We start from the raw sequence: 25505 nt of genomic DNA on the forward strand, positions 1-25505 counted from the left end.
TAATCGATTCTTTTAAACGATTAAACAGTTAAACAAAAAAAACGATTAAACATAAAAACATGAATGTAACTGATTATACCTACTTAATGAACAAACCCGATGCTATCACAGAAAAGCAAGCGGACGCATTAGGAAGTGTTTTGAATGAATTTCCGTATTTTCAAAGTGCAAGAGCATTACGATTAAAAGGACTTTACAATCAAAACAGCTTTAAGTATAATTATGCATTAAAAGTTACAGCCGCTCATACTACTGATCGCGCTGTTTTATTTGATTTTATTACCTCAGAAAGTTTTACCTCTATTCAGAACGATTTTTATGATCAAAAATTAAGAGACCTGTTAGAAATTAAAGTATTCGACAGCGAGATTGTTTCTTTTGAAGAAATTAAAAAAGCAACCGAAGTTCGAATTGATCCCATTGAGCAATCGATTCTCAACTCTATAAAAGGAGCAATAAATACTACTTTTACTGAGCCTACAGCAATAGAAGAAAAGCCAATTGAAATAATTGACAAGCAAGCGATCTTAAATTCTTTTAAAGAAGTAACACCAGATACTGTTGAAGAAGAAGTAAAAAGTGAAGAAAATCCAATTGAAATAATTGACGAGCAAGCGATTCTAAATTCATTTAAAGAAGTAATACCTGCTACTGTTGAAGAACCGGTAAAAATCGAAGAGGTTAAAGTAGAGCCAATTACAGAACCAATTACAATTACTGAACAATCAATTCTAGATACTTTTAAAGAAGTACTGCCAACCACTTTTGAAGAACCGGTAAAAATTGAAGAAAAACCAATTGAAGCTATTACCGAGCAGTCTATTTTAGACACTTTTAAAGAAGTAACACCAAACACTTTTCAAGGACCGGCAACAACTGAAGAAAAACAAATTGATCCGGTTATTGAACAGTCTATCTTAGAATCTATAAAAGAAGTAGCCAATATAACTTTTGAGAAAGCTCCAAAAATAGAAGAGTCAAAAGAGGAACCAATTGCTGAGCAGCCCATTTTAACTTCGACTAAAGAACATACCAAAACCTTTTTTGAAGAAACAGTAGAAGACGGAGAAGAAGAAGAAGAAGAAATAGTAGAACAGGAAATTCCATCAGTAAGAATTGATCCTATCGAACAATCGATATTAAATTCTATCAAAGAAGCAAATGCAGTAGTTTTTGAAGAACCAAAAATAGCTGAAGAACCAAAAGAAATAGAAATTCAGGAAAATGTAAAAATCGCAGAGGAAAACCTTGAAATAGGAAAACCACTTGATTTTTCTGTTAATGAAAAACACTCTTTTCAGGAGTGGCTTCAATTAGCACGAACAGAACCAATTGACAGAACAGAAGAAGGTCCTCAAGAGCAAAAAGAAATCAAAAAGACAGCTGAGCCAAAAGTTAAAGCAGAAATAATTGATCTGGAGAAAAAGAAAAAGGCAGAAATAATCGATAAATTCATCGAGACAAACCCAAAAATATCTCCAATAAAACAAACTGCAATAACCCCTGCAGTACAATTTGACCTTAATAAAGAAGATAATTCTTATTTAATGACAGAGACTTTGGCCAGAGTATATTTGGAACAAAAGAAATATACAAAAGCAATACAAGCATATGAAATATTAATTTTGAAATATCCAGAAAAAATTAGTTTCTTTGCAGACCGTATTTCGGATATAAAGATTTTACAACAAAATAACAATAATAATTAAGCAATGAGCACATTTTCAATTTTTTTAGTTTTAATCACAATAGTTTGTTTTCTATTGATCGTAGTAATCATGGTTCAAAACCCTAAAGGAGGCGGATTATCGTCTACAATTAGCGGAACTCAAATGTTAGGTGGAGTACAAAAAACAACTGACTTTTTAGATAAAAGTACCTGGACACTAGCTACTATTTTGATTGCTTTAATCTTGCTTTCAAGTTTAAGTTTTACAGGATCATTAAGTGATACTGACTCTAAAATTATTGACAAATCTGAAGTTCCTGCTGCTGGCACACCTGCTGCTCCAGCTCAACAAACACCTGCTCCGGCAACTCCTGCAGCGAAATAATAATTTTGAAATAAATATAAAATGCCAGCCTGTCAAAGCTGGCATTTTTTTTAGGAAATAATGTCAGTTTTTCCAGCATGGCACAATTTCTGAAAGTTACTTTAGCATTAAAAAAATATAAACTATTAATAATATAAATCATGACTTTAAACATTAAACCGCTTTCAGACCGCGTACTTATTGAGCCTGTTGCAGCTGAGACTAAAACTGCGTCAGGGATTTTTATTCCGGATACTGCCAAAGAGAAACCACAAAAAGGAACTGTAGTTGCAGTAGGAAATGGATCTAAAGATCACACTATGACTGTAAAAGTTGGCGACACTGTTCTTTATGGTAAATATGCAGGAACAGAATTAAAACTTGAAGGAACTGATTATTTGATTATGCGTGAAGATGATATCTTAGCTATAATCTAAAAAAACATAGGTCTCAAGAATTAAGTATTAGGGAAACCTGAAACAAATAAAACATTAAACAAAAAAGAAAATGGCAAAAGATATAAAATTTGATATTGAAGCACGTGACGGATTAAAACGTGGTGTTGATGCATTAGCAAATGCTGTAAAAGTAACTCTTGGACCAAAAGGTCGTAATGTAATTATTGGTAAATCATTTGGTGGACCAACTGTTACTAAAGATGGTGTTTCTGTTGCAAAAGAAATCGAATTAAAAGACCCATTAGAAAATATGGGCGCGCAAATGGTTAAGGAAGTTGCTTCTAAAACCAATGATTTAGCGGGGGACGGAACTACAACTGCTACAGTTTTAGCTCAGGCTATCGTAAAAGAAGGTCTTAAAAACGTTGCTGCAGGTGCAAACCCAATGGACTTGAAACGTGGTATTGATAAAGCTGTTGAAGCTATCGTTGCTGATCTTGCAAAACAAGCTAAAGTAGTTGGAAGTGATTCTGATAAAATCAAACAAATTGCTTCTATCTCTGCAAATAATGACGAAGTAATTGGTGAATTAATCGCTACTGCTTTTGCAAAAGTAGGTAAAGAAGGTGTTATTACTGTTGAAGAAGCTAAAGGAACCGATACTTTTGTTGACGTTGTTGAAGGTATGCAGTTTGATAGAGGATATCTTTCTCCTTACTTCGTAACAAACCCTGAGAAAATGGAAGTTGAATTAGACTCTCCATACATCTTATTATACGACAAAAAAGTATCTTCTTTAAAAGAATTACTTCCAGTTTTAGAGCCGGTTGCTCAATCAGGAAAACCATTATTAATTATCGCTGAAGATGTTGACGGAGAAGCTCTTTCTACTCTTGTAGTAAATAAATTAAGAGGTGCTCTTAAAATTGCTGCTGTAAAAGCTCCAGGTTTTGGAGACAGAAGAAAAGCAATGCTTGAAGATATCGCTATCTTAACTGGTGGAACTGTAATTTCTGAAGAAAGAGGTTATACACTTGAAAATACAACTATCGAAATGTTAGGAACTGCAAAAAGAGTTTCTATCGATAAAGACAACACTACAATTGTAAGTGGTGCTGGTGAAGCTGATATCATCAAAAACAGAGTAAACCAAATTAAAGGTCAGATGGAGACTACTACATCTGATTATGATAAAGAAAAATTGCAAGAGCGTTTGGCTAAATTAGCTGGTGGTGTTGCTGTTCTTTATGTTGGTGCTGCTTCTGAAGTTGAAATGAAAGAGAAAAAAGACAGAGTTGACGATGCATTACACGCTACTCGCGCTGCTGTTGAAGAAGGAATTGTTGCTGGTGGTGGTGTTGCTTTATTAAGAGCAAAAGCTGCATTAGCCGATCTTAAAGCTGACAACGCTGACGAAGCTACAGGAATTCAGATTGTATCTCGCGCTGTTGAATCTCCATTAAGAACTATTGTTGAAAATGCAGGTCTTGAAGGTTCTGTAGTAGTAGCAAAAGTTTCTGAAGGTTCAAGTGATTTTGGATACAATGCAAAAACTGACGAATATGTAGATATGCTTACAGCTGGAATTATCGATCCTAAAAAAGTAACTCGTGTGGCATTAGAAAATGCTGCGTCTGTTGCAGGAATGATCCTTACTACAGAATGTGCATTAATTGATATTAAAGAAGAAAACGCAGGCGGAATGCCAATGGGCGGCGGTATGCCAGGAATGATGTAATCGTTCTTCACTTCTTAAAAATTGAAACGCCGGATATTTTATCTGGCGTTTTTTTTTGCTATAGTTTTTTCTGCCACGAATTGCACAAATTAGCACAAATTCTTTTTCTATAAATTATACCTAAAAAATTAGCGAAAATTCGTGAAGTTCGTGGCAAACTCTTTTAGCTTATTTCGGGACAAACTTTTCCTTTAGTTTAACATTGTCTTTTTCTTTAAAAAATCGTTTATCAGTAAATTTACAGTTCTATTAAAATTGCAAAATGAGAAAATTCACCACTCACCTATTACTTTTTACATTCTTACTTCTTACCTCTTTTTCCTATTCTCAATCCAATAAAGATGCTTACGTCGTTTTGGTTTCTATGGATGGATTTCGTTGGGATTATCAAAAACAATTTAATCTTGAGAATTTAAAGCAAATTGCTAAAAAAGGTGTTCATGCCAAATCTATGAAACCGTCTTATCCAAGTAAAACTTTTCCGAATCATTACTCAATTGTAACCGGACTCTATCCGGATCATCACGGGATCATCAATAATGTTTTTTATGATACTCAACTCAACGAATCTTTTTCCCTATCAAGCAAAGCAAAAAATGATTCGCGTTTTTATGGTGGAAATCCAATTTGGAATGTAGCTGAACAACAAGGTGTAAAAACGGCTTCTTTCTTCTGGCCGGGATCTGATATTGACAAAAGAAATCCTGGTATTTATAAAAATTATGACAATAAAATTCCGTACGGAGCCAGAATCGATACAGTTTTAAAATGGTTACAGCTTCCAGAGAAACAACGTCCGCATTTGGTTACTTTATATTTTGATGAACCAGACCATACCGGACATAATTTTGGTCCGCTCTCCGGGGAAAACAAAAAAATGGTCATCAAAATGGATTCTATTATGGGTGAATTATCACGAAGATTAGATCAGTTAGCCATTGGAAAAGAAATTAATTTAATTATTGTTTCAGATCACGGAATGGCCAATATCAGCAATGATAAAAAAGTAGTAGTCTTAGATTACCTAAAACCAGAATGGCTGGGTTACAAAGATGTAATTAACCCCATTATGAGTATTCAAGCAAAACCGGGTTATCAGGATTCTATTGCAAAAGCGTTAAAGAAAGTACCCCATATTAAATTCTGGAAATCTACCGAAGTCCCAAAGAGACTGCATTACGGAACCAATCCGCGTGTACATGATTTTGTGATTGAAGCTAAAAAAGGATATAGTTTAGCAAAAGACAAAACTCAAAATATAAAAGGCGGAACGCATGGCTACGACAATAGCGAAAAAGATATGCACGCTATTTTTTATGCAAAAGGCCCGGCTTTTAAAGTAGATAAAGAAGTAAAAACGTTTCAAAACGTTTCAGTTTATCCTTTGATTGCTCATATTTTAGGACTGCATATAGACAAAGTTGATGGGGAATTCAGCCATGTAAAGTCGATGCTGGTGAATTAATTAGAGAATGTGTCAATTAGAAAATTAGATAATTTGAAAATTGAATTAATATATTTATTTATTTCCTATTATCAGAAATATATGAATAGTCCCCAGCTTTAGCTGGCGATATTGAATGAAATAGAAAAGGCTTTAGCCGAACTTTAAAGTTTGGCCAAAGCCTTTTTTGCAATCTTATTTTTACTACAGCTAAAGCTGGAGGCTATTCAAAAAAATTTTATTTTTAAGACACCGTAATTAATTATCTAATTAACACATTTTCTAATTATCTAATTAGAAACCTGTCGAAACAGAAACCGCTTTCCAGTTTTCTAAATCTTTCTGAACACTTTCTATCTTTTGGTTCGCCATATCATACGCATCTTGTCCTAAGAATAAATGCAAAGGAGGATTTTCTTCGTGACTTACTTTAATTAAAGCTTCTGCTAATTTTACAGGATCTCCCGGTTGATTTTGGTTGATATCATCTTTGTGCGCGCTTTCAGATTGTCTTACCGCTTTATAATCTGCAATTGGGTTTTGAGGCAATAATAAAGAACTGTCTTTTAAGAAATCGGTTCTAAAATAACCTGGATATACAATAGTAGCATTGATTCCGAATGGTTTTACTTCTGCTGCCAGCGATTCTGTCAAACCTGCAACTGCAAATTTTGTCGAACAGTAAATTCCCCAACCCGGAAAATTACCCGAATAACCACCAACAGATGAAATATTAAAAATTTGTCCCGATTGATTGGCATGCATATACGGAACTGTATTTCTAATTACATTCAACAATCCGAAAACATTTACCTCGTAATTTTTTCTTGATTCGGCATCTGTTAATTCTTCTAATGCACCTAATAATCCGTAACCTGCATTATTTACTAAAACATCAATTGTTTTAAAATGACTTACGGCAACTTCTATTGCATTTTTGACACTTTTTTCATCAACCAAATCCATTTCCAGCGGAAGAAAGTTTGCTGATGGATTTCCTAGTACTTTAATCAAGGCGTCTTCACTTCTTGACGTTGCAGCTACTTTGTAACCTTCATTCAATAGTTTTTTAGCCAATTCTAATCCAAGTCCTTTTGAAGCACCTGTGATAAACCAAACTTTGTTATTTTCCATGATTTTAAATTTTTACGTTTTAATTACAGGACAAAGGTATTGGCGAAGTACTTTTAAAAAATTAAAGGAATCAAACAAGAAGTTACAAAAATCAAACAATTTCGGTCACGCGATACGTTTTGGGTGAAACCTGAGTATTTTTCTTGAAGAAATTAATAAAATGAGACAATTCATCAAAGCCTAAACACCACGCAATTTCATTAATATTCCAATTGGTTTGTTTTAATAAAATCATGGCTTCCTGAACAATTCTTTCAGATATAATCTGCGAAGTGGTTTTTCCGGTAGTTTCTTTCAAGGCTTTATTGAGGTGATTGACATGAACATTTAATTGATTCGCAAATTCTGAAGGGGATCGAAAGTTAATTTGCTGCGAAATAGATTCAATAGGAAATTGACGTTCGAGCAATTCCAGAAACAAAGATGAAATTCGAATCGTAGCATTCGACTTACTGTATAATGAAGCAGTTAGCGTTTGTGTTTTTAGCGCAAGATGGATAATTTCAAAAACCAAATTTCGAATTACATCATATTTAAAAGCATAATCTGAATTGATTTCATCAAACATTTTCAGATACACCTTATTTAAAGACTCGGCCAATTCCTTTGAAACCGGAACAATCGGATTTCCGCCGGGCTGAAACAAAGGATATTCTTTTAAATTCCCAAACTGACTAAAAAATGCATCTGTAAAAATACAGAAAAATCCGGTTTGGTTTTCGTCAATATGTTCCCAACTATACGGAATTTGTGGATTGGCAAAAAATAAAGCCTGATTGTCAATCGAAACGACTTTATCAGCATAATGCACTTTGTTTTTACCAATTATTAAACTTATTTTATAAAAGTCTTTTCGGGTATAAGGCAAAGGATTACAAGTACTCCCAACATAATCGTCGAGTTTAAAAACATTAAAGTGTCCGATTTCTTTTTTAAGATTCTCGGGCATTCCTTTTATCTTTACAGTATAAAAATCTTCGAGTGTTTCTTGTAGTTTCATTTGGCAAAGTTACAAAAATCAAACAAATTAGGCAATTAGATAATTTGATCATGAATGGTGTGTCACTCTGAGCACAGTCCAAGGGCGGTCCAATTGGCAGATTTTCTAATTAAGAAACTACCTTATAAGTAGGATCTTCAATTACATTTACTTTTATCACCGCTTCGGCATTTTTAAGCAATGTGATACAATCAGGGCTGAGATGCTGAAGTTCTATTACTTTATTGAGCTGATTGTATTTTTTAGTCAAATTATTCAGAGCTTCAATCGCTGACATATCAGCGACACGGCTTTCTTTAAAATCGATAATAACATGTTCAGGATCGTTTGCAACATCAAATTTTTCGACAAAAGCAGCTATCGAACCAAAAAATAAAGGACCGTAAATCTGGTAATGCTTTACTCCTGCTTGATCAATAAAATTTCTTGCTCGGATTCTTTTAGCACTTTCCCATGCAAAAACAAGGGCTGAGATAATCACACCAATTAAAACCGCCAAAGCCAGATTGTGCAATACAATTGTAATTACGGCTACCAAAATTCCAACGAAAATATCATGTTTGGGCATTTTATTGATGACTCTGAAACTCGCCCATTCAAAAGTGGTAATTGCTACCATCATCATTACTCCTACCAAAGCCGCCATGGGCAATTTACCAATTACAGGCGCACCAAAAAGGATAATCAATAAAATCGTCAGTGCTGCAATAATTCCCGAAAGTCGTGCTCTTGAACCTGCCGAAAGGTTCACCAGAGTCTGTGCAATCATTGGGCAACCTCCCATTCCAAAAAAGAAACCATTTAAAATATTCGAACTTCCCTGCGCAATACACTCGCGATTGCTGTTGCCTCGTGTTCCGGTAATTTCGTCGACTAAATTCAGCGTAAGCAAACCTTCGGTTAAACCAACAGCAGCAACAATTACAGAATAGGGAAATATAACTTTGAAAGTCTCAAAAGAAAGTGCAATATCAGGGATATGAAACGGAGGAAATCCGCCTTGAACAGAGGCAATATCCTCGACCGTTTTGGTTTCGATATTAAAAATCAGGACAATGGCAAAAACCACCATTATCGCAACTAAGGAAGCCGGAACTGCTTTGGTCAATTTCGGAAAAAGTAAAACGATTCCAATTGTTAAGGCGACCAAACCCAGCATAATATACAAAGGAGTACCCTGCAGCCATGAAACTTGTCCGTTTACAACGGTTTTAAACTGCTCGAGCTGCGACATAAAAATCACGACCGCTAATCCGTTTACAAAACCAAACATAACGGGCTGAGGCACTAAGCGAATAAATTTTCCGAGTTTAAAAAGTCCGATGCAGATCTGCACGACACCGCCAAGGGCGACAGCTGCAAAAACATATTCTATACCGTGGGATTTCATCAAGGCAATCAAAACAATAACAGTTGCTCCTGCCCCGCCCGAAATCATTCCGGGTCTTCCACCAAAAACAGCAGTAACCAAACCGGCAATAAAAGCAGCATATAAACCCACCAAAGGCGGAAAGCCAGCCAAAATAGCAAAGGACAACGATTCAGGAATCATGGTCATGGCAACGGTTAAACCGGCTAAAATTTCGTTTTTGTAATTTACTTTTTGGGTAAAGTCAAAGAGATGGAGCGCTTTTTTCATAGGCCACAAATGTAGAAAATAATGACCAAAAGAGCATTAACCTTTTCAAATCTGAAAAAGCATCATAAAAATAATAAGGTATCAAAACAGTTAACTAAGCTGTTTTAAAAGTAAAACCAAAAGTGAAAGAATAAAACTTGTCATAACTTAATTTTCAAAAGAAATTATCGTACAAAATTATTTATAAAATGATATATAAAGCTGCGTATTTATACCTGTTTTTATTTTATTACAGCAATAAATAAAACTAATCTTAGTGCTTCATTAGTAATCTAAAAAAAATAAACTATTCTAATTTCACACACGTATATCCCAGACAATTTACATAGTCTATGATATTATTGGGCTCGAGATCTACACCTTCGACACGTAATATTTTATCACAATCTTCGAGATCAAAATTAATTTTATAATCAGGAAACTGCGTCAGGATTACGGCAATGATGTAATTGGTATCTGCTTCTTTTTGAACATTTGTTTTAAAAACTTCAACAACCATAATTATTTATTTTAATACAATAAAAAACAATAAATGAACTATAGAACTAATTCTGATTAAAAAGGATTGTATGAGATTCCAAATCTAAAATATCCCTGAGCATCTTCTTTGTGCTCATAAATATACTTAGACGTTCGTTCACCTCTTTCTGTTACACGAGTACTCAAAATATTATTAACACCTCCTTTTAAAAAACCAATTATTTGAGCTGTAATACGGTATTCATAGGTAATACCGGACTTTAGTTCCAACTGATTTAACTCGTAAATTCCTTTTAAATTTGAAGCATTTAAATTTAAATAAAAACTTTCAGAATTTAGTTCTGTTCCTAAGGAAATTCTTCCATTTTCTAAAAATTGCCTTCTGAACAATAAACGCTGGGGAAGAATGAAGTCCAAATCCCATTTTGAATCTTCGAATTTATGATTCAGCGTAAAAAGCGGCGTAATGGGGATAATTGATGAGGGATCCAACATGGCCAAAGCTCCAACGGTAATCGTAGTATTGGCTGTTCTTTTAAGAACGATATTGGCAGTTACAAATCCTTTTACGCGCTGTACATTATCCTGATTCCCGTCCACTGTGGCGGTGGCGTTGTAAATAACAGGTTTGCGAAAAAGTGTCGACATATAAGTGGCACTCACAGCCCCTGCAAAATAATGAAATTCCTCTTTTGGTTTTGTGTAGGCAGAAGCCGCAGCATAATTATAAACATCACCAAAATCATAGGTTTCGTATTTATAACGCAAAGAACCCGTTAGCACAAAACGTTTTGATGCTGTGGCAAAAAACGGCACATTGATCGCTACTTTTAGTCGGTCGTGATGGTCGATTCGGCCTCTTTCATAACGATCGCCAAAAAGCTTCGAATCATAATTTGTTGGTCCCAATTGTTCGTATTGCACATCCAGAATTCGGGTAGTAGGAAACTTATCCGTTATTGCTTTTACCACCGTTTTCATAGGCGCTTCTTTTTCCTGAGCCGTAGTTCGTATCGACACGCAAATGAATAAAACACAAATGATTTTTGTTTTCATAAATTGGTATAAGATTAAAATTTGTTTACTGGAAAAGGATTAAAACCCTCGGCAAAAGTAACTGCGAAGCATCTATTATAATAGCATATTTATACAAATGGCGTATCATTTATACGAATGGCGTTTGTATAAATTATGCTTTACAAAGTGTTACAAACTATAATATTAGCCTATTTTTGCCGTTATGAAGATTTTAAAAATTTATCAGAACTTTTTTCTGCGCAACATCATTGTCAACGCCTTTATAATTTTGGTTATTTTGGCTTGTGTTTATGACGAAATAAAATTAGACGGTCGCGATTGGTCTTATATGCTCAGTAAAATAGCCGTTGGGTATTTACCTTGTATTATCTGGGTAACGATCTTTAACGTTTTTATCATCAGGCCTTTTTTATTTAAAAGAAAACTGAAAACATTCTTTACACTCTTTGTCATTTACTGGACTTCATTTTACTTTTTTATGAATTGGTTTTTTCCGCTGGTTGGTCTGGGAAATTTCAAAACGCTTCAAATATTATCACTGATTATCAACGGAATGTTTTTCTATTTTATTCATGTTGTCATCACTAAAAAAATTAGGGATGCAGATAAGGATATCATGAATTTCAAATCTGAACTTTCGTTTTTGAAACAGCAACTGAATCCGCATTTTTTACTGAATGCCATGAATAATTTATACGGAGAATCGTTATCTGATCCTGATAAATTACCGGACAGAATCCTGAATCTTTCGGACATGCTCCGCTATCAGATTGAAGCCACTAAAAAGGATTATGTTTTTCTGGAAGAAGAAATTGCCTTTATCAAAAAATACATCGAATATTATACTTTTCAAAACGAACGCCTTGTGGTCACTCAGCTTTTTGAAGGCGATTATGACAATATCGATATTCCGCCTTTGTTCTTTTTGCCACTAGTTGAAAATGCTGTTAAATTCTCGGCAGAAACTCCAAAACCTTTTATAAATATAGATCTTAAGGTAAAGTGCAACCAATTGTCTTTTACTTTAAAAAACAATTATCTCGAATCGGGTTCACGACTTTCGAGCACGGGAATTGGAATCGAAAACCTAAAAAGACGTCTGGAAGTTTACGGCTTACGACATGAACTGAACTGCAAGAAAGAAAAGAATATCTTTATGGTAAAATTAAAAATATGGCACTTACCTACCGCTGTCTTATCATAGACGATGAATCGCCGGCACATAAGGCGCTTGCATCACACATGTCTAAATTTGACGATCTGGAACATTCCGGAAGTGCTTTTAGTGGTATGGAAGCGGTAAAAATGCTCAACGAAAACACCTATGATATTATTTTTCTGGATATTAATATGCCCGTAATTTCCGGTGTCGAATTGATGGAGTTACAGCCTAAAAGACCGCTTACCATTGTCACCACAGCTTATTCTGATTTTGCTCTTTCGGCTTACCAAAACGATGCTATAGACTATTTACTCAAACCCATTTCGTTCGAAAAATTCTCAAAAGCGATTGAAAAAGCCAAGATTTATTTCTCCGGCACTACCATAAAAAAAGAAACTACTACCAATACCAAAGTCCTCTCGCACCGCGTAAACGGACAAATGACTCAAACCCTCTTAAGCGATATTATTTATATCGAAAGCCTGGGCAACTACATGAAATTGTACAGCACCAAACTAAAATCTCCTATCATAATTTACGGTTCACTCTTGAGTATTGCTACAGAAATTGACAACGCCAATTTTGTACAAGTTCATCGCTCCTTTATTGTAAATATCACCAAAATTACAGCTGTAACTTTTAAATCTCTTACCATATTCAATGGCGAAATTATTCCTATTGGGAGGAAATACCAAATTTTGTTGGATAATCTGCAAATTAGATAAATAGTAGATTTGAAAATTAGACAATTTGAAAAGCTCAAGTTTTGTTGGGCTTTTTTGTTTTTGTTAATCAATGATAAAACACTTGATAGTTTTTATTTTGTGGTATAAATCTTGATATTTCTTAAAAAAGCCTGTATCGAAGCTATAAATCAAAAATTGCAATCTTAACATCAAAATTATCTTATCTAAACCACTAATTATTAACCCAAATTAACCCATGAAAAAACTACTTCTTACCCTTACACTATTATTCAGTTTCTCTGGTTTTGCACAAACCATCAACGGAATTCCTATTCAGGATTTGGATGTAGAATACCTTCAAATTATTGGAACTTCAAAATACATGTCTTCTAAAGTTAGGATTTTGATAGACATTGGGCAAAGAACAAAACTCATGTCGAGCAATAATGAGACAGCGCGTTTAATAGATAAAAATGGAGAAGTTTTAGTATTTAACTCTATTATTGATGCTTTAAACTTTATGGCAGCCTACGGATACGAATTTATACATTCGAATATTGTCGCCGATGGCGCAGAAAATGTTTATTATTATTTGATGAAAAAAAAGGCTTAAATCTGTAGAATACACAAAACAAAAAACTTAGATTATAAAAACCAACTGTTCTCTTTACCCTAAAAAAATGTTCAATTCTCAGGACTCATAAATCGTTTCCTTAAAAAAAATGCATTCCTAAACCAATTTTTCTTACATAAATAATTATATTCGCGACGCCACTAATCGCTAAATAATTGTAGAGAAAAATGACCATTTTTAATTTCCTATTTAGAAAATCAAATATAGAGTGCCCGAGATGCCTAGGAAAAGCTTTTGTGGATTGGGATGACATACGACGCCTGAACCAAGAATTAAAATGGACCCCCGCCCCTTGCGCGTATTGCTTAGGATCCGGAAAAGTAGACAAAGAAATGCTGGCAAAAGTTCCTGTAGACTACACATACCTCACTATAGATTTAACGGAATCTGAAATGGAAAAAATAAAAGAAGGGGACCAAGCAACACTCGAAAAAGCAAAAATACGAGAACTTTTTTTAGACAATCTTATAAAATACGCCGAACACCACTACCTAAACAATCAAATGGATGCCGAAAGCATCGCCGATTTATACCTAAAAACAGAAGATGAAGATGCTATATTTTCGGTAGAAAGAAAATACCTTATACAATACGTCGAAAAAATAATCGAATTAAAAAGCCCTGAACTCAATTAATCCAAATAATCGTACAACATTAAACAAAAAACTTGTGACTTAGCCACTTCGGGGCAAAACAAACCTCAGCAAAAAAGCCTTAGTATCTTCATATCAAAAGCCTCAAAATAAAAAGCCTTATTGTCTTAGTGTCCTGGTGGCTAAATTTAAAAAACAGGTATAAATACCTATTGCCAAAACTATATTTAGTGGTAAAATTGCGGTAAATAATTTTTACTCAAGATTTATCATTTTACCGAAAGGAAAATATTAAATGCTGTCACTTTTTTTTGGAACAATAAAAGTGGGATTTCTAATCGACGCCAACGATTAAAAGTCTCACTTTTTTTATATTTCTATTTATTTATTTTTTTTTACAAGCCCCCTACCTTAGTAGCTTTAAATTCCAAAACTGAAAATTTACAGTAATTGAAGCCATTACCAAAGACAATGCCTTATTACTGCTTAAAGGAAATTCTATAGTTTAATGATCTGGATTTTGCGCCACTAACTACACAAATTATTCCTGCTCAGATTGTTTTAAAAAAGGATAAAAAAGAATTCATTATCATCATTGTTGACATAAACAAGATATATTTCTCCGCAAATGATACTGTCTCCTTATGATTATATACCTTTTTATGGATAACAATATCAACACTTCTTCCCAAAGACGACATACTATTACCTGTAACTTATAAAGCACCATCGCACTTATAAATTTTAGGTATCCAGATCAAATCTAGAGGAGTCGATAAGAAAACACAGCAAGTTCTCGAATCGTAGTAAAACAGATTTTAAGTTAAGTATTTTTCATGATGTAAATCAGTATCTCCTCTTCTAGCTCTTTAGATAAGAGCTCATATTTGAGCTGATGCTGGAAATCCCTCTCGAGTTTTTCCCTGAATTTTTCAGCATTTATTTTACTGATACAATAATCATCACAAATCATTTAAATCGATCGTCTACCAAATACATGATTTTGATAGATTCAATATATTCGGCAAATTTTGCGTTGTGCAATTCGTTTGGGAGGGATATAAAATGATTTTTTAAATTAAGTAAAATAAAAATAGTAAGAGTCTAGCCTACTATGCGGCAACTAACACGTTAATTTTTAAAATTACATTGCGATCAATACTGTTGCAGATCATTCTATTTTTTACAGATCCATTTCTTTATTAAAGTTTAAACAGTATTTAAAAGTCTTATAAAATTATAAAGTTAAAAAGACATAAATCATTTTTTAGAAACAAACTATATTTCAAATTATAAAATGAAACAAGCTTTGATTATGCACCAAAAATATCCCGAAGCTTTGGTCCAAAATCTTTTAATAAATTCCAAATTCCAATCTTTGCCACTTTGAACTTCTTTTCACAAAGAAACTTAAGCTATGTTGCCAAGTCCGTCCGGAAATGGTCTGTAGGCGTAATAATGCAAAACTTCTTGGATTGCTATTTTGAGCGCCTCATTTATGGGTACTAAAATAACGCCCATCCTCATGTCTATTTGCGCCAATCGCATATAATAATCCGTAAAAATCGGGACATATTTACCGTTGTTAATAGATTCTTCGGCAGCGATAAAATTTTCCTGTTGTTCTTCTTTGATAATTTTGCAGGTAGCCAAACGTAGTTTTCCATATTTATCGGTAGTAGCGGCATAGCCAAAAAGTCGGCATATCAGCCCACGGTAAAGATAATTACTACAATTTCCTTTATCTTCTAAGACAGAAAGCGGACGGTATATCAGGCAATTATGATTATTAGTCTGATTCAAAAGTCTTAAGGTTTCCTCGGCTTTACCATTCAAAAACAAATGAAATGCCCAAGGTAAAAATTCTAAAGGCGAAGCATCGATATTAGGCGTAGTACAGCATTTGCCACAACCCGCATTACAGTACAAATGAGTTTCTGACTGAAAAGCAGTAATTTCAACTTCAAGACGATCAAATAATGCTTCAACCTGCCTAACCTTCTCTTCTATCGCCATCCTTTTTTTGGTAAGGTAGGTTAATAGAAATGGCTTGAGCTATAATGATGATAGTATTGGGAAAATAAATTCCAATACTGAAATTCTAAACGGGAAAAAAATCCAAAGTAAAAAATTCTAAACTTTGCCCCTTTGAACCTTTGTTGCTCTGCCCCTTTCCTAAAAAAACCTTAGCAAATTAGTTCCTTAGCGTTTTAATCCCTTAAAGAAAGCTATTGCCCCCGAAGACCATAACGTCAGGAAAATCAAAACGGGCTGAAAAAACAATCTTATCAAACGGGTCTGATCAGTATCCAGACCAAAAGCGCTTGTACCATTTAGATACTGTGCAATGTTACCCGGAAAAACCAAAACGTAAAATAAAGCCAGCGCGATTCCTACCTGTACTTTATATTTGGTTAAAAATATCATACCAAGACCTAAGGCAATTTCTACAATTCCGGAGAGTATTACCACAAGATCTTTATCAAGGGGAACCCAATTAGGAACCTGTGCCTGAAAATCATCTCTTTGAAAAGTAAAATGACCAATGGCGGCTGTTATCATAAAAATACCCAAAAGTATTCTAACAAAATTTTGAGTTTTAGAAGTATGTATATTTTCCATATCAGGATGTATTGGTGTAAAGTTTTAATTTCCAGTTTAAAATTTGAGTTTTATTTCAAAGCAAACCTATCCAAATTTACGATAATCTGTAGTGCGTTATTTGCAAAATTCTGCTCGAATTGTTGTGTGATACCCATGTCTCTACCGTCTTTAAACCTTTAAAAGAAAATAACTAAATTTTAATAGAAAATCCGTTCAGAAATCAAATTTCCGATGGTATTTTTGCGTTTTAGAAATACCACTAAATTTAAGCCCCCAAAATGTATGAAGCGAGAACATTATATTCCCTTTAACAAGGAATTCTTACTCGAACAACAAATAGCCACTTTCGCTGATGATCAAAAAAAGGTCGAAGATTTCAAAAAATTATTTGATATCATCGAGCACTATTTTCATTACGAAGCCTTTAACCTGAACCGAAACCTAAAGCAAAACTACGCCTTATTCGATCCGGATTTAAGTCTCAAAGAGCGTCAGGCATTTTTGGGCAAAAGTGATTTTTCTGTTTTCAAACAAACCCTTCTAAAAGTTTTAGATCAAGGCAATTATCGTCGTGTAGATCAGGAAACTCTCGACAAAGCCTTTGAAGATTCGGATTTAATAGGCCTGAATCTTTCAATAGATTTTAATGCCTTCAAAGATTACGAATTATATGTTCGCGGGCACCATCAGGCAAAAGAAAAAGTAAAGAAATATATTTTCTGGAAAAAAGAAATCGAAATCGAATACTACGATCGTGTCCTGATTTACCTCAACTATAACGAAAAAGAATACCTAAGCGAAAACAAAGTCAAATTAGGTAAAATGCCAATTGATCCGGGAACGATAGCCTTAAAAATCTTTAAGCGTGTTCCGAAAAACGATCTCGAAACCATTTTTCCCAACGCCATCCCCAGAATGTCTACCAGAGACAAACTATTCTTTTGGGTTCCCGGTATTGGCGGCGGCATCTCATTATTAAGTACCACCGTAGTTCCGGCCTTAATTGGTATGTATGCGGCCTATCAATCTGGCGAGACAATCGATTTATTAAACAGTAAAGCCTCGCTAAATCAGGGTTTAATTGCCCTTGGCGTTTTGTCGCTGTACCTGTTTCGCCAATACAGCAATTTTGTAAACAAGAAAATCAAATACTCTAAAATACTTTCAGACAGTCTCTATTTTAAGAATCTCGGGAACAACAGCGGCGCCTTTTATTCACTGCTGAATTCCTCCGAAGAAGAAGTCCTTAAAGAAACCATTTTGGCGTATACTTTTCTATACCAAAGCGACAAACCTTTAACCGCCGAAGAACTCGATAACCAAATAGAATCCTGGTTCATAACAAAGCTCCATACAGATCTTGATTTTAATGTAAAAGACGCTTTACTGAAACTTAAAAATATTGGCCTTGGCATAGAAACCAACGGAAAATGGGAAGTTATTCCGCTAGACAAAGCCCTTGTTACCATCGATGAACTTTGGGATAATGTTTTTGAATATGCCAATACTCCTGTAAATATTTAGGGGCTAATCCTTCTATCAGTTCCAAACGAAGTTCACTGAACTCCGAAATAAAATAAAAATTAAGTAAAGTAATCTTTTGTGCCGAAGACCGGCACAAAAGGTTTTACACTTCTATCAGGGCTTAGTTTTTAGAAGAAAACTTATCTTCTTATTGTCATAAATAGCTCATTTTAAAAAACTCAAAGAGCCGGAGACTTGTCCCGCTGCATCCATATTAAAAATTGATTCCTTATATTTCTTCGGTTAATTTTTAAGTCAAATTCATAAATCGATCAACGAAAAAGAAATTTGATTAGATTTACGCAACTAACCTCAAAACCAAAATAATGAGAACATTACAACAATGGTTTGATGAATATGCCGTAAGTCATCAAAATCCAAAAAACAAAGCGATACATTATATATGTGTTCCTGCAATTTACTTTTCTATAGTAGGATTATTAATGAGCATTCCAAGTGGTTTTATTGCCAATATATTAAAACTACATGCCCCTATTATCGAAAATTGGGCTGCCGTGGTGCTTATTTTTGTGCTCATTTTCTATATTCGCTTATCTGTTTCAATGGCATTTAAGATTGCGATTTTATCGGCGATCTGTTTTGTTGTAAATTATTATATAGGTCAATTTGTACCTTTATGGATTTTCTCTATAGGTGTTTTTGTGATCGCCTGGATCGGGCAATTTTACGGTCATAATATCGAAGGCAAAAAACCATCTTTCCTAAAAGATCTTCAGTTCCTGATGATTGGGCCGGCATGGGTGGTAGAGAATTTATTTTCTAAGAAAGTAAACCAATAATGACAAAATTAATACTTCTCGTTTTATTATTTTCGATAGTAAGCTGCTCGCAAAAAAGCAAAGAACAAAGCGTATCTCTGTCTAAAAAACTCAGCACAAAAAAAGAGAGCATTAAACCTGAAACTAAAATAGATACCGCCAAAACTGTTTTAGAAGAAGCTTTTACAGATAGCACTCAGGTTGGAACAAAAGGAAAATTTAAATTAACCGTTAACCAATTTAAATCTGATGACAGCACTTATGTTGAAATTAATTTGTTCGAAAAAAGAAACAACAAATGGTTGGTCAAACAAAAACTGGAATACCTGAAAGATGGCATAACAAATTGTGATGCCGAACTTACAGATTTCAATAACGACGGATTCAATGACCTTACCTTTCAATCTTCGGTTGCTGCAAGAGGCGCGAATGAAATTAGAAAACTACTTATTTTCGATCTGTCAAAAAAGGAATTCGTTCTGATGAAAAACTCCGATCATTACCCTAACTTACAATATAACGAACTCTTAAATTGTGTAGATGCCTGGCTGGTTTACGGAGGAAGTTCAACGGTATTTTTGAAAATAGAAAAAGATAGCTTAAGAGAGTTTGCGGGCGTTTCGCTAGACAATGATAATAGAGAAATTTATACCATCGACAAAAAAGGAAAACGCAAAACGGTAAAAAAAGAATTCGTAAAGGATTTAGAAGTTTACACAAGATATAAAAACTACAATCCTTTGACTGAGTAGTAATTAAGAATAGAAAAAATCAACAACTAAATAATTCAAATTGTTATACGGCCAGCCTCATATTGATACCAAAATAAGTCTATTTATAGAAATTATACGTTTTTTTATTACAGCATTGGCTATTTCTATTTTAGTAATAACCATTGCCAGAAAATGGAGTGTCATTAGTTTTTCAAAAGTGCTAAAATCAAATTTATCATTATACGGAACGTTAATAGGCATTTATATCATCAGCTTTATACTAAATATTTACATCAATAATTTCAGTAGAAAAAATGACTTAGTCGAGAAAGTTTTTTACGCTTTATTTTTCTTAATTTTATTTCTGATTCAGGCATTTTACATTTTAAAATATTTTTATAAAAACACTAAAGAGTCCTTCATAAAAGGATATAAAATATTAATTATATTGCTGTATTTTGTTTCTTTAGTTTATATCGTAATCAATTACTTTCCTCAAAATGCATACGATAAGTATTTAATACATTCTAAAATCTATACCTATTTACCTATTGAGAATAATAAAACTTTGTTAGATAATTCAACCCTTAAAATAGATTCGGCAATTTCGAGCATTGATTATTATAGTAATAAAAAGACTTTTGAAAAAGACCTGAGCTTTACAATTTATTTCACTACTCGACATAAAGAAATGTTCCTTTTAGTTTTAAAGCGCTGGATTCTACAAATGAATTTGGAGGATCAAGCAGTCAAATAAAATATAAAGAACTTTATCTGAGAAAACTTAATGACTCGATCAAAATTATAGTACAAGGATTTAATTTCAAAAATGATAAAGAATGGGATCATCCGAAAAATACTGATACAATTGTATTTGTAAAACGAAAAATAACAATCAAAAAATATCCTTGATAAAAATATACACCTGATTAACAAGGACTTCGACTTCGCCTCAGTCTGACAATAAAACCTTCTAAAAAAATCCCATTCTCTTAGGTGTTTTTTATTCAAATAAGCTTTTTTCATTTTTTTTTCAATTTTTACTAACTTTATCATTATCAAACAAATACATCGATAATATGAAAATTGATATCAACAATGAAATTAAAATGGAGAGTTACGATGTTTTCACCTACAGAAGAATCAGACGTGCCATTGGCTATCTGGGTATAAGCCTTCCGATATTTTTAGTCGGTTTTTCTTTGATTTCTTACTTTCAAACTGATATTCAGCATTCTATCAGTCATTATTATTATACGCATCTACGAGAGTTTTTTACCGGAACTTTATGCGCTGTTGGTTTATTTTTAATTCGGTATAAAGGTCACGGAAATGTTTCGATCTGGAAAAACGATAATTTACTCACCAATATTGCCGGAATTATGGCTTTGGGCGTTGCTTTTTTTCCCACTACTCCTGAAAAAAATGAAATAGAAACCAAAATTTACACACTGATTCCTTCTAATCAGGAATGGCTGGGCTGGCTTCATTATGGTTTTGCTGCGCTCCTATTCCTGATCATGGCTCTACTGGCCATTAATGTTTTTACGATAGGACAAAAAAACGAAACCAGAACTCCAAAAAGCATCTTAAACGAAAATAATATTTACAGAACTTGTGGTTATTCAATTATTCTATTTGTTGTTTTGGTGCCAATATCAGAGAAACTAGAGCGGTTCGAATATTCGACTTTGGTTCTCGAAGCATTGTCTCTTTTTGCGTTTGGGATTGCCTGGTTAATAAAAGGGCGTGCATTAGGAGATAGTGGTATAACAGGTGAGACACTTTATCAGGAAAAGAACGCCATTGATACTGAAAAAATATTGGAAGAATAAAATCGGTTTAACCAATAAATTTAAAAAAAGCATTTTCTTATATTAAGCAAATTTCATTTTTACATTTTCTAAATTTATGTATAGCCTAAACCTTCAATTACATACAATAATGTTAGTAGGCATCCCCTATTAAACGTGCGAAAGTCTCACGAAATCTTTTGATGAGATTTTTATTCTGTTGTTTACATCTTGATATAATTTAAGTTCCTGCAGTATTGCTTCATAAAAACATCTTAACTTTGGTCTGTCAATATAACACAGTTTTAATACAAATAACCAGTCCAGATGTTACGACCTTGGCCATTAGAAATTCAGTTAGACAAAAAATCGAATACGGCACTTTATCTGCAAATTGCCAATGCGATTATCAATGCTATAAAATCAGGTAAATTATCCAGTGGTAATGCTTTACCCGGAAGCAGGCAATTGGCAGGTTTACTTCATGTAAACCGCAATACCGTAATTGAAGCCCTGGATGTATTGATTGCCGAAGGCTGGCTAATTACAATGGACCGAAAAGGAACATTCGTAGCCGATATATTACCCGAAATTGGCCTTGAAAAAAAACAGCAACAGAAAGCGATTAGTATTGAGGATGAGGCAAAACCACATCTTATTTTTGATGACGGTCTCCCGGATAGCCGACTTGCTCCTATGACAGATCTGGCGCGTGCGTACAGAGAAATATTCAACAGAAAATCGCGTTGGCAAATCATGGGCTACAGCAATGAATTTGGAAATACTGAATTTAGAAAAGCAATTGCCCAAATGCTGAATTTTAAAAGGGGAATGAATGTTTCACACGATCAAATTTGCATTACGCGCGGCAGCCAAATGGCAATGTATCTTGCTGCACATTCTTTATTCTCGAAGGGAGATTATGTTATGATCGAAAATCCGGGGTATAAACCGGCATGGAAAGCGTTTGAAAATGCCGGTGCAGCTTTGCTCCCGGTAAGTATTACTTCTGATGGTTTGAATTTAGATGAAGTCGAAGAGTATCTAAAAAATTACAACGCTATAAAAGCCATATACGTTACGCCTCACCATCAATTTCCGACGACAGTAACAATGAGCCTTAAAAAAAGATTAAAGCTTATCGAACTATCCAATCAATACGGATTTATGATTATCGAGGACGATTATGATCATGAATTTCATTTTGGTCAGCGTCCTATTTTACCTATTTCGAGTTACGAAAGTACCCAAAACTTTATTTATATTGGCACTTTAAGTAAGATTGTGGCTCCGGCATTGCGTATTGGTTATTTGGTAAGTACTCCTGAAAGTATTGAGAAAGTAGGTGAACATAGAAAAATAATCGATGTACAGGGCGATAATATCATGGAAGAAGCGGTATTGCATCTTATCAATGAAGGTATCATCAAAAGGCATCTTAAAAAAACGAACTTAATTTATAAAGCAAAAAGAGATTATTTTGAAAGCCTCTGTAAGCAACATCTCAAAGACAAAATTACTTTATCTAAACCCGAAGGAGGTTTGGCCTTTTGGATTGTTCCAAAATCAGAAATTGACATCGCATTCGTCTGCCAGCAATTATTGGTTAAAGGCATTAAAATCATGAATCCTGAGAATTTTAGTTTTAGAAATTCTGCCTCCGGATTTAGATTAGGTTATGCATCGCTGACAGAACAACAAATGGAACAGGGAATTATAGCACTTTCAGAATACCTATAAAAAACTGAAAGCTAAAGCACTTTTAGTCTATAAACTCTTCGATTCTATTTTTGGAGAATAATTAACTGCAATTTTCCATTTCAATAATAGAAAAACCATTTTCACGAATTTGGTTTTCTACTGCCTCAGGAGCTTTATCTATATGGCAAAATCTGCATTCTTTTGAACTTAAAGGCTGACCTTCTTGCGAAACTGTTTTTAAATAACTTTTACCAAATTCAAAAATCTCATTTTCATCATTTGTATTCTCGTCTACCAGAATATCAAAATGCATAATTTTTCCGTCTTTTCGGGTTACATAAGTATCCCATACTGCTACTTTCATAAATTGTTATCTCTTAATTATTTACTATTAAATATTGATCTTTTTAATAGTACAAATTTACTTTGCTTATTGAGAAGCGGCATAATCCAGTTTTTTCATTTATTACATATTACTGGTCTGGTTGTAATTTTAAAACAAAGCAAAAACTGGACTACTTTAAATAGCAAAAACTGGATCGCAGCTTTAAGTCGGGCAAGTCTTAATTTTGCAACATGAAAGAGATTATATTATCTAATTTAAAAGAGGTTCACAATCGAATTGAAGTTGCCTGTAAACTTTCAGGCAGGAATCCGTTAGATGTACAATTGTTATTGGCCACTAAAACTGTTCCTACCGATAAAATCAGGATTGCAATCGAAGCTGGAGAAACCTTAATTGGCGAAAACAAAATGCAGGAGTTACGGGATAAAGATCCTGGATTAAAAGAATTACATATAGAACGTCATTTTATTGGACATCTTCAAACCAATAAAGTAAAAGATGTCCTGAAATATGCTTCTTGCATTCAATCTCTTGATCGATTGAGTCTTGCGCAGGAACTTGACAGACAATTACAAAAAGAAGGAAGAAATCTGGATGTTTTTATTCAGGTCAATACTTCACTCGAGGAAAGTAAATTTGGACTTAAACCAGATGAGGCTATATCTTTTATTGGTGACATAAAACAATACGAGACTTTAAAAATAAAAGGCCTGATGACCATTGGTTTATTAGATGTCGAAAAAGAAAAAATGCAGCCTTCTTTACGATTACTGCGAGAAATCAGGGATGAAATTTACAGGGCAAGAATAGAAGGAATAAACGAATTAAAACTTTCTATGGGAATGTCTCAGGATTTGGAACTGGCTATTGCCGAAGGATCTAATCTGGTTAGAATTGGGACTTCGATCTTTGGAAACCGCTTTTTGGGAAAAGAGATATGGAATGAAAATATTGCAGAATAAAATCTAATTTTGCACCAAATAAAAATTCAGATGAATCTATACGAACTTACCGTAAACGATACCGAAAAAATAGCTTTAGCCGATTTACTTTTTAGCGAAGAAAACAAAGCTGCTTTAAACCAAACCATTAAAGAGCATAAATATCTTGAAGAATTAAAAAAGTACAATCTTAAAATAGATAACAAAATATTACTTCACGGTCATTCCGGTTGTGGTAAAACGACAACTGCAAAAGCTATTGCGACTGCGTTGAATAAAAATATTGTAATCATTAATCTCAGTACATTAATCAATGCCCGAATTGGCGAAACTTCGAAAAATGTAAAAGCGATATTCGATAAAGCAATTAGGGAAAAGTCAGTATTATTTTTAGACGAATTCGACCAGATTGGTAAAAGCCGTGATAGCGATGATAAAGACGTTGGTGAAATGAGACGTCTGGTGAATACCATCATTCAATTGATTGATTACTTCCCAACAGATAGCTTGCTTATTTGTGCTACCAATCATTACCATACCATTGACACTGCTTTATTGCGAAGATTTCAATTGCGTTTACAATTCGAAATGCCAAACGAAAGCGAATTAGATCTTTATTATGATAAATTACTGGCAAACTTCCCTGTTCATTTACAAGATATTCCGCGTAAGTATGCTATCTCTTATGCCGAAGCCAAAGATTATATTCATACCATAATGAAAAAGCAAATTATTGCAGAGTTGGAAGTTAAAGAATTATTGTAAAAATTGAAAATATTTACAATAATATGTCTGCAAAATCAATTGGTTGTGCAGACTTTTTTTTTGGCATTAATTAATAGATTCAATTAATTAAATATAAAAAAACAGCTAATTATAATAGCATATCATCCAAAGAATCATTTTATTCTATTTTCGTTTAAACAAACAACATTCAGAAGAAAAACATATAATTCTCCCTGTATCATTAACTAATCTTAAATACTTTTTTAAGATAGCTACTCCCTTTTACCATTAAAATTAGTTTTACATTAGCAATTACATCAAATGTCATAAAAATGTCATAAGATAACCGTTATCAAATCATCCTTTTTTAAATAATTTTGGCTTAAAATAAATGATATA

Annotated in this window: 25 protein-coding genes; 17 read left to right on the forward strand and 8 right to left on the reverse strand. The window is 33.7% G+C overall.

Annotated features, from left to right (window positions below; all coding sequences use genetic code 11):
- Window positions 1-59 precede the first annotated feature (59 nt).
- The 5 genes from IRZ78_RS21500 (at window position 60) to IRZ78_RS21520 (ending at window position 5634) form a co-directional block, all read left to right on the forward strand.
- Entirely contained in the window at window positions 60-1709 is a 1650-nt protein-coding gene (locus IRZ78_RS21500) for a tetratricopeptide repeat protein (protein WP_194618655.1), read from the forward strand.
- 3 nt (window positions 1710-1712) lie between these two features.
- On the forward strand, window positions 1713-2054 hold the full coding sequence (gene secG / locus IRZ78_RS21505; RefSeq protein ID WP_194618663.1) for a preprotein translocase subunit SecG: 342 nt from the start codon (window positions 1713-1715) through the stop codon (window positions 2052-2054).
- Window positions 2055-2194: 140 nt separating this feature from the next.
- Complete coding sequence (locus tag IRZ78_RS21510) at window positions 2195-2470, forward strand: co-chaperone GroES (protein WP_007806577.1); 276 nt, start codon at window positions 2195-2197, stop codon at window positions 2468-2470.
- Window positions 2471-2540: 70 nt separating this feature from the next.
- Window positions 2541-4169 (forward strand): chaperonin GroEL, encoded by a 1629-nt coding sequence (groL, locus tag IRZ78_RS21515; RefSeq protein WP_194618666.1) that lies wholly within the window; start codon window positions 2541-2543, stop codon window positions 4167-4169.
- 262 nt (window positions 4170-4431) lie between these two features.
- Complete coding sequence (locus IRZ78_RS21520) at window positions 4432-5634, forward strand: ectonucleotide pyrophosphatase/phosphodiesterase (protein ID WP_194618668.1); 1203 nt, start codon at window positions 4432-4434, stop codon at window positions 5632-5634.
- 273 nt (window positions 5635-5907) lie between these two features.
- Here IRZ78_RS21520 and IRZ78_RS21525 read toward each other — a convergent pair whose 3' ends face one another.
- From IRZ78_RS21525 to IRZ78_RS21545, 5 genes are all read right to left on the reverse strand, one after another.
- Window positions 5908-6747, reverse strand: a complete 840-nt coding sequence (locus IRZ78_RS21525) for an oxidoreductase (RefSeq protein WP_194618677.1) — start codon at window positions 6745-6747, stop codon at window positions 5908-5910.
- 91 nt (window positions 6748-6838) lie between these two features.
- On the reverse strand, window positions 6839-7747 hold the full coding sequence (locus tag IRZ78_RS21530) for a helix-turn-helix transcriptional regulator (RefSeq protein WP_194618679.1): 909 nt from the start codon (window positions 7745-7747) through the stop codon (window positions 6839-6841).
- A gap of 109 nt (window positions 7748-7856) precedes the next feature.
- The gene (locus IRZ78_RS21535) at window positions 7857-9386 is read right to left on the reverse strand and encodes a SulP family inorganic anion transporter (RefSeq protein ID WP_194618681.1); all 1530 of its coding nucleotides are present in this window, start codon (window positions 9384-9386) and stop codon (window positions 7857-7859) included.
- A gap of 286 nt (window positions 9387-9672) precedes the next feature.
- Complete coding sequence (locus IRZ78_RS21540; RefSeq protein ID WP_065452198.1) at window positions 9673-9885, reverse strand: hypothetical protein; 213 nt, start codon at window positions 9883-9885, stop codon at window positions 9673-9675.
- Window positions 9886-9941: 56 nt separating this feature from the next.
- Entirely contained in the window at window positions 9942-10922 is a 981-nt protein-coding gene (locus tag IRZ78_RS21545; RefSeq protein WP_194618683.1) for a DUF6268 family outer membrane beta-barrel protein, read from the reverse strand.
- 184 nt (window positions 10923-11106) lie between these two features.
- Here IRZ78_RS21545 and IRZ78_RS21550 point away from each other — a divergent pair, with 184 nt between their 5' ends.
- The 4 genes from IRZ78_RS21550 (at window position 11107) to IRZ78_RS21565 (ending at window position 14021) form a co-directional block, all read left to right on the forward strand.
- Window positions 11107-12108: a histidine kinase gene (locus IRZ78_RS21550; RefSeq protein ID WP_194618685.1), complete on the forward strand. Its 1002-nt coding sequence runs from the start codon at window positions 11107-11109 to the stop codon at window positions 12106-12108.
- Window positions 12078-12791 carry a response regulator transcription factor gene (locus IRZ78_RS21555; protein WP_194618687.1) on the forward strand — a complete coding sequence of 238 codons (714 nt, stop codon included), beginning with the start codon at window positions 12078-12080 and terminating at the stop codon, window positions 12789-12791. Before IRZ78_RS21550 ends, IRZ78_RS21555 begins: the two co-directional genes overlap by 31 nt.
- Before the next feature lie 217 nt (window positions 12792-13008).
- Window positions 13009-13365 carry a hypothetical protein gene (locus IRZ78_RS21560; RefSeq protein ID WP_194618689.1) on the forward strand — a complete coding sequence of 119 codons (357 nt, stop codon included), beginning with the start codon at window positions 13009-13011 and terminating at the stop codon, window positions 13363-13365.
- A gap of 188 nt (window positions 13366-13553) precedes the next feature.
- Complete coding sequence (locus IRZ78_RS21565; protein ID WP_194618691.1) at window positions 13554-14021, forward strand: hypothetical protein; 468 nt, start codon at window positions 13554-13556, stop codon at window positions 14019-14021.
- A gap of 1368 nt (window positions 14022-15389) precedes the next feature.
- On the opposite strand, the gene IRZ78_RS21570 is transcribed toward IRZ78_RS21565, so the two are convergent.
- Together IRZ78_RS21570 and IRZ78_RS21575 are read right to left on the reverse strand one after the other, a co-directional pair.
- A complete protein-coding gene (locus IRZ78_RS21570) occupies window positions 15390-15995 on the reverse strand; it encodes a YkgJ family cysteine cluster protein (RefSeq protein WP_194618693.1) in 606 nt (201 codons plus the stop codon).
- Between the two features lie 186 nt (window positions 15996-16181).
- Window positions 16182-16601, reverse strand: coding sequence for a hypothetical protein (locus IRZ78_RS21575; protein WP_194618695.1), 420 nt, complete (start codon window positions 16599-16601; stop codon window positions 16182-16184).
- A 264-nt stretch (window positions 16602-16865) separates the two neighbouring features.
- Between IRZ78_RS21575 and IRZ78_RS21580 the strand changes: the two genes are divergently transcribed.
- The 6 genes from IRZ78_RS21580 (at window position 16866) to IRZ78_RS21605 (ending at window position 23132) form a co-directional block, all read left to right on the forward strand.
- Window positions 16866-18107 (forward strand): TMEM143 family protein, encoded by a 1242-nt coding sequence (locus IRZ78_RS21580; RefSeq protein WP_194618697.1) that lies wholly within the window; start codon window positions 16866-16868, stop codon window positions 18105-18107.
- Window positions 18108-18433: 326 nt separating this feature from the next.
- The gene (locus IRZ78_RS21585) at window positions 18434-18907 is read left to right on the forward strand and encodes an Mpo1-like protein (RefSeq protein ID WP_194618699.1); all 474 of its coding nucleotides are present in this window, start codon (window positions 18434-18436) and stop codon (window positions 18905-18907) included.
- Window positions 18907-19638 carry a hypothetical protein gene (locus IRZ78_RS21590; RefSeq protein ID WP_194618701.1) on the forward strand — a complete coding sequence of 244 codons (732 nt, stop codon included), beginning with the start codon at window positions 18907-18909 and terminating at the stop codon, window positions 19636-19638. The genes IRZ78_RS21585 and IRZ78_RS21590 overlap by 1 nt, the downstream gene beginning before the upstream one ends.
- A 40-nt stretch (window positions 19639-19678) precedes the next feature.
- Complete coding sequence (locus tag IRZ78_RS21595) at window positions 19679-20356, forward strand: hypothetical protein (RefSeq protein WP_194618703.1); 678 nt, start codon at window positions 19679-19681, stop codon at window positions 20354-20356.
- Window positions 20357-20678: 322 nt separating this feature from the next.
- On the forward strand, window positions 20679-21434 hold the full coding sequence (locus IRZ78_RS21600; protein ID WP_194618705.1) for a hypothetical protein: 756 nt from the start codon (window positions 20679-20681) through the stop codon (window positions 21432-21434).
- A gap of 285 nt (window positions 21435-21719) precedes the next feature.
- Window positions 21720-23132, forward strand: coding sequence for a PLP-dependent aminotransferase family protein (locus tag IRZ78_RS21605; RefSeq protein ID WP_194618707.1), 1413 nt, complete (start codon window positions 21720-21722; stop codon window positions 23130-23132).
- A gap of 61 nt (window positions 23133-23193) precedes the next feature.
- On the opposite strand, the gene IRZ78_RS21610 is transcribed toward IRZ78_RS21605, so the two are convergent.
- The gene (locus IRZ78_RS21610) at window positions 23194-23457 is read right to left on the reverse strand and encodes a DUF2024 family protein (protein WP_194618710.1); all 264 of its coding nucleotides are present in this window, start codon (window positions 23455-23457) and stop codon (window positions 23194-23196) included.
- A 212-nt stretch (window positions 23458-23669) separates the two neighbouring features.
- Here IRZ78_RS21610 and IRZ78_RS21615 point away from each other — a divergent pair, with 212 nt between their 5' ends.
- Window positions 23670-24401: a YggS family pyridoxal phosphate-dependent enzyme gene (locus IRZ78_RS21615; RefSeq protein WP_194618712.1), complete on the forward strand. Its 732-nt coding sequence runs from the start codon at window positions 23670-23672 to the stop codon at window positions 24399-24401.
- Window positions 24402-24431: 30 nt separating this feature from the next.
- Window positions 24432-25145: an ATP-binding protein gene (locus IRZ78_RS21620; protein WP_194618714.1), complete on the forward strand. Its 714-nt coding sequence runs from the start codon at window positions 24432-24434 to the stop codon at window positions 25143-25145.
- Window positions 25146-25505 lie beyond the last annotated feature (360 nt).

It is taken from the genome of Flavobacterium sp. CSZ, from assembly GCF_015350725.1.
Taxonomy (GTDB): Bacteria; Bacteroidota; Bacteroidia; order Flavobacteriales; family Flavobacteriaceae; genus Flavobacterium.

Bases quoted from the DNA above. Each gene is read 5' to 3' on its own strand.
- IRZ78_RS21620 (WP_194618714.1), top strand. From the start codon at position 24,432: ATGAATCTATACGAACTTACCGTAAACGATACCGAAAAAATAGCTTTA.
- IRZ78_RS21525 (WP_194618677.1), bottom strand. From the start codon at position 6,747: ATGGAAAATAACAAAGTTTGGTTTATCACAGGTGCTTCAAAAGGACTT.
- IRZ78_RS21565 (WP_194618691.1), top strand. From the start codon at position 13,554: ATGACCATTTTTAATTTCCTATTTAGAAAATCAAATATAGAGTGCCCG.
- IRZ78_RS21615 (WP_194618712.1), top strand. From the start codon at position 23,670: ATGAAAGAGATTATATTATCTAATTTAAAAGAGGTTCACAATCGAATT.
- groL (WP_194618666.1), top strand. From the start codon at position 2,541: ATGGCAAAAGATATAAAATTTGATATTGAAGCACGTGACGGATTAAAA.
- IRZ78_RS21545 (WP_194618683.1), bottom strand. From the start codon at position 10,922: ATGAAAACAAAAATCATTTGTGTTTTATTCATTTGCGTGTCGATACGA.
- IRZ78_RS21550 (WP_194618685.1), top strand. From the start codon at position 11,107: ATGAAGATTTTAAAAATTTATCAGAACTTTTTTCTGCGCAACATCATT.
- IRZ78_RS21555 (WP_194618687.1), top strand. From the start codon at position 12,078: ATGGCACTTACCTACCGCTGTCTTATCATAGACGATGAATCGCCGGCA.
- IRZ78_RS21570 (WP_194618693.1), bottom strand. From the start codon at position 15,995: ATGGCGATAGAAGAGAAGGTTAGGCAGGTTGAAGCATTATTTGATCGT.
- IRZ78_RS21510 (WP_007806577.1), top strand. From the start codon at position 2,195: ATGACTTTAAACATTAAACCGCTTTCAGACCGCGTACTTATTGAGCCT.
- IRZ78_RS21585 (WP_194618699.1), top strand. From the start codon at position 18,434: ATGAGAACATTACAACAATGGTTTGATGAATATGCCGTAAGTCATCAA.
- secG (WP_194618663.1), top strand. From the start codon at position 1,713: ATGAGCACATTTTCAATTTTTTTAGTTTTAATCACAATAGTTTGTTTT.
- IRZ78_RS21580 (WP_194618697.1), top strand. From the start codon at position 16,866: ATGAAGCGAGAACATTATATTCCCTTTAACAAGGAATTCTTACTCGAA.
- IRZ78_RS21605 (WP_194618707.1), top strand. From the start codon at position 21,720: ATGTTACGACCTTGGCCATTAGAAATTCAGTTAGACAAAAAATCGAAT.
- IRZ78_RS21610 (WP_194618710.1), bottom strand. From the start codon at position 23,457: ATGAAAGTAGCAGTATGGGATACTTATGTAACCCGAAAAGACGGAAAA.
- IRZ78_RS21540 (WP_065452198.1), bottom strand. From the start codon at position 9,885: ATGGTTGTTGAAGTTTTTAAAACAAATGTTCAAAAAGAAGCAGATACC.
- IRZ78_RS21575 (WP_194618695.1), bottom strand. From the start codon at position 16,601: ATGGAAAATATACATACTTCTAAAACTCAAAATTTTGTTAGAATACTT.
- IRZ78_RS21520 (WP_194618668.1), top strand. From the start codon at position 4,432: ATGAGAAAATTCACCACTCACCTATTACTTTTTACATTCTTACTTCTT.
- IRZ78_RS21530 (WP_194618679.1), bottom strand. From the start codon at position 7,747: ATGAAACTACAAGAAACACTCGAAGATTTTTATACTGTAAAGATAAAA.
- IRZ78_RS21590 (WP_194618701.1), top strand. From the start codon at position 18,907: ATGACAAAATTAATACTTCTCGTTTTATTATTTTCGATAGTAAGCTGC.
- IRZ78_RS21560 (WP_194618689.1), top strand. From the start codon at position 13,009: ATGAAAAAACTACTTCTTACCCTTACACTATTATTCAGTTTCTCTGGT.
- IRZ78_RS21500 (WP_194618655.1), top strand. From the start codon at position 60: ATGAATGTAACTGATTATACCTACTTAATGAACAAACCCGATGCTATC.
- IRZ78_RS21600 (WP_194618705.1), top strand. From the start codon at position 20,679: ATGAAAATTGATATCAACAATGAAATTAAAATGGAGAGTTACGATGTT.
- IRZ78_RS21535 (WP_194618681.1), bottom strand. From the start codon at position 9,386: ATGAAAAAAGCGCTCCATCTCTTTGACTTTACCCAAAAAGTAAATTAC.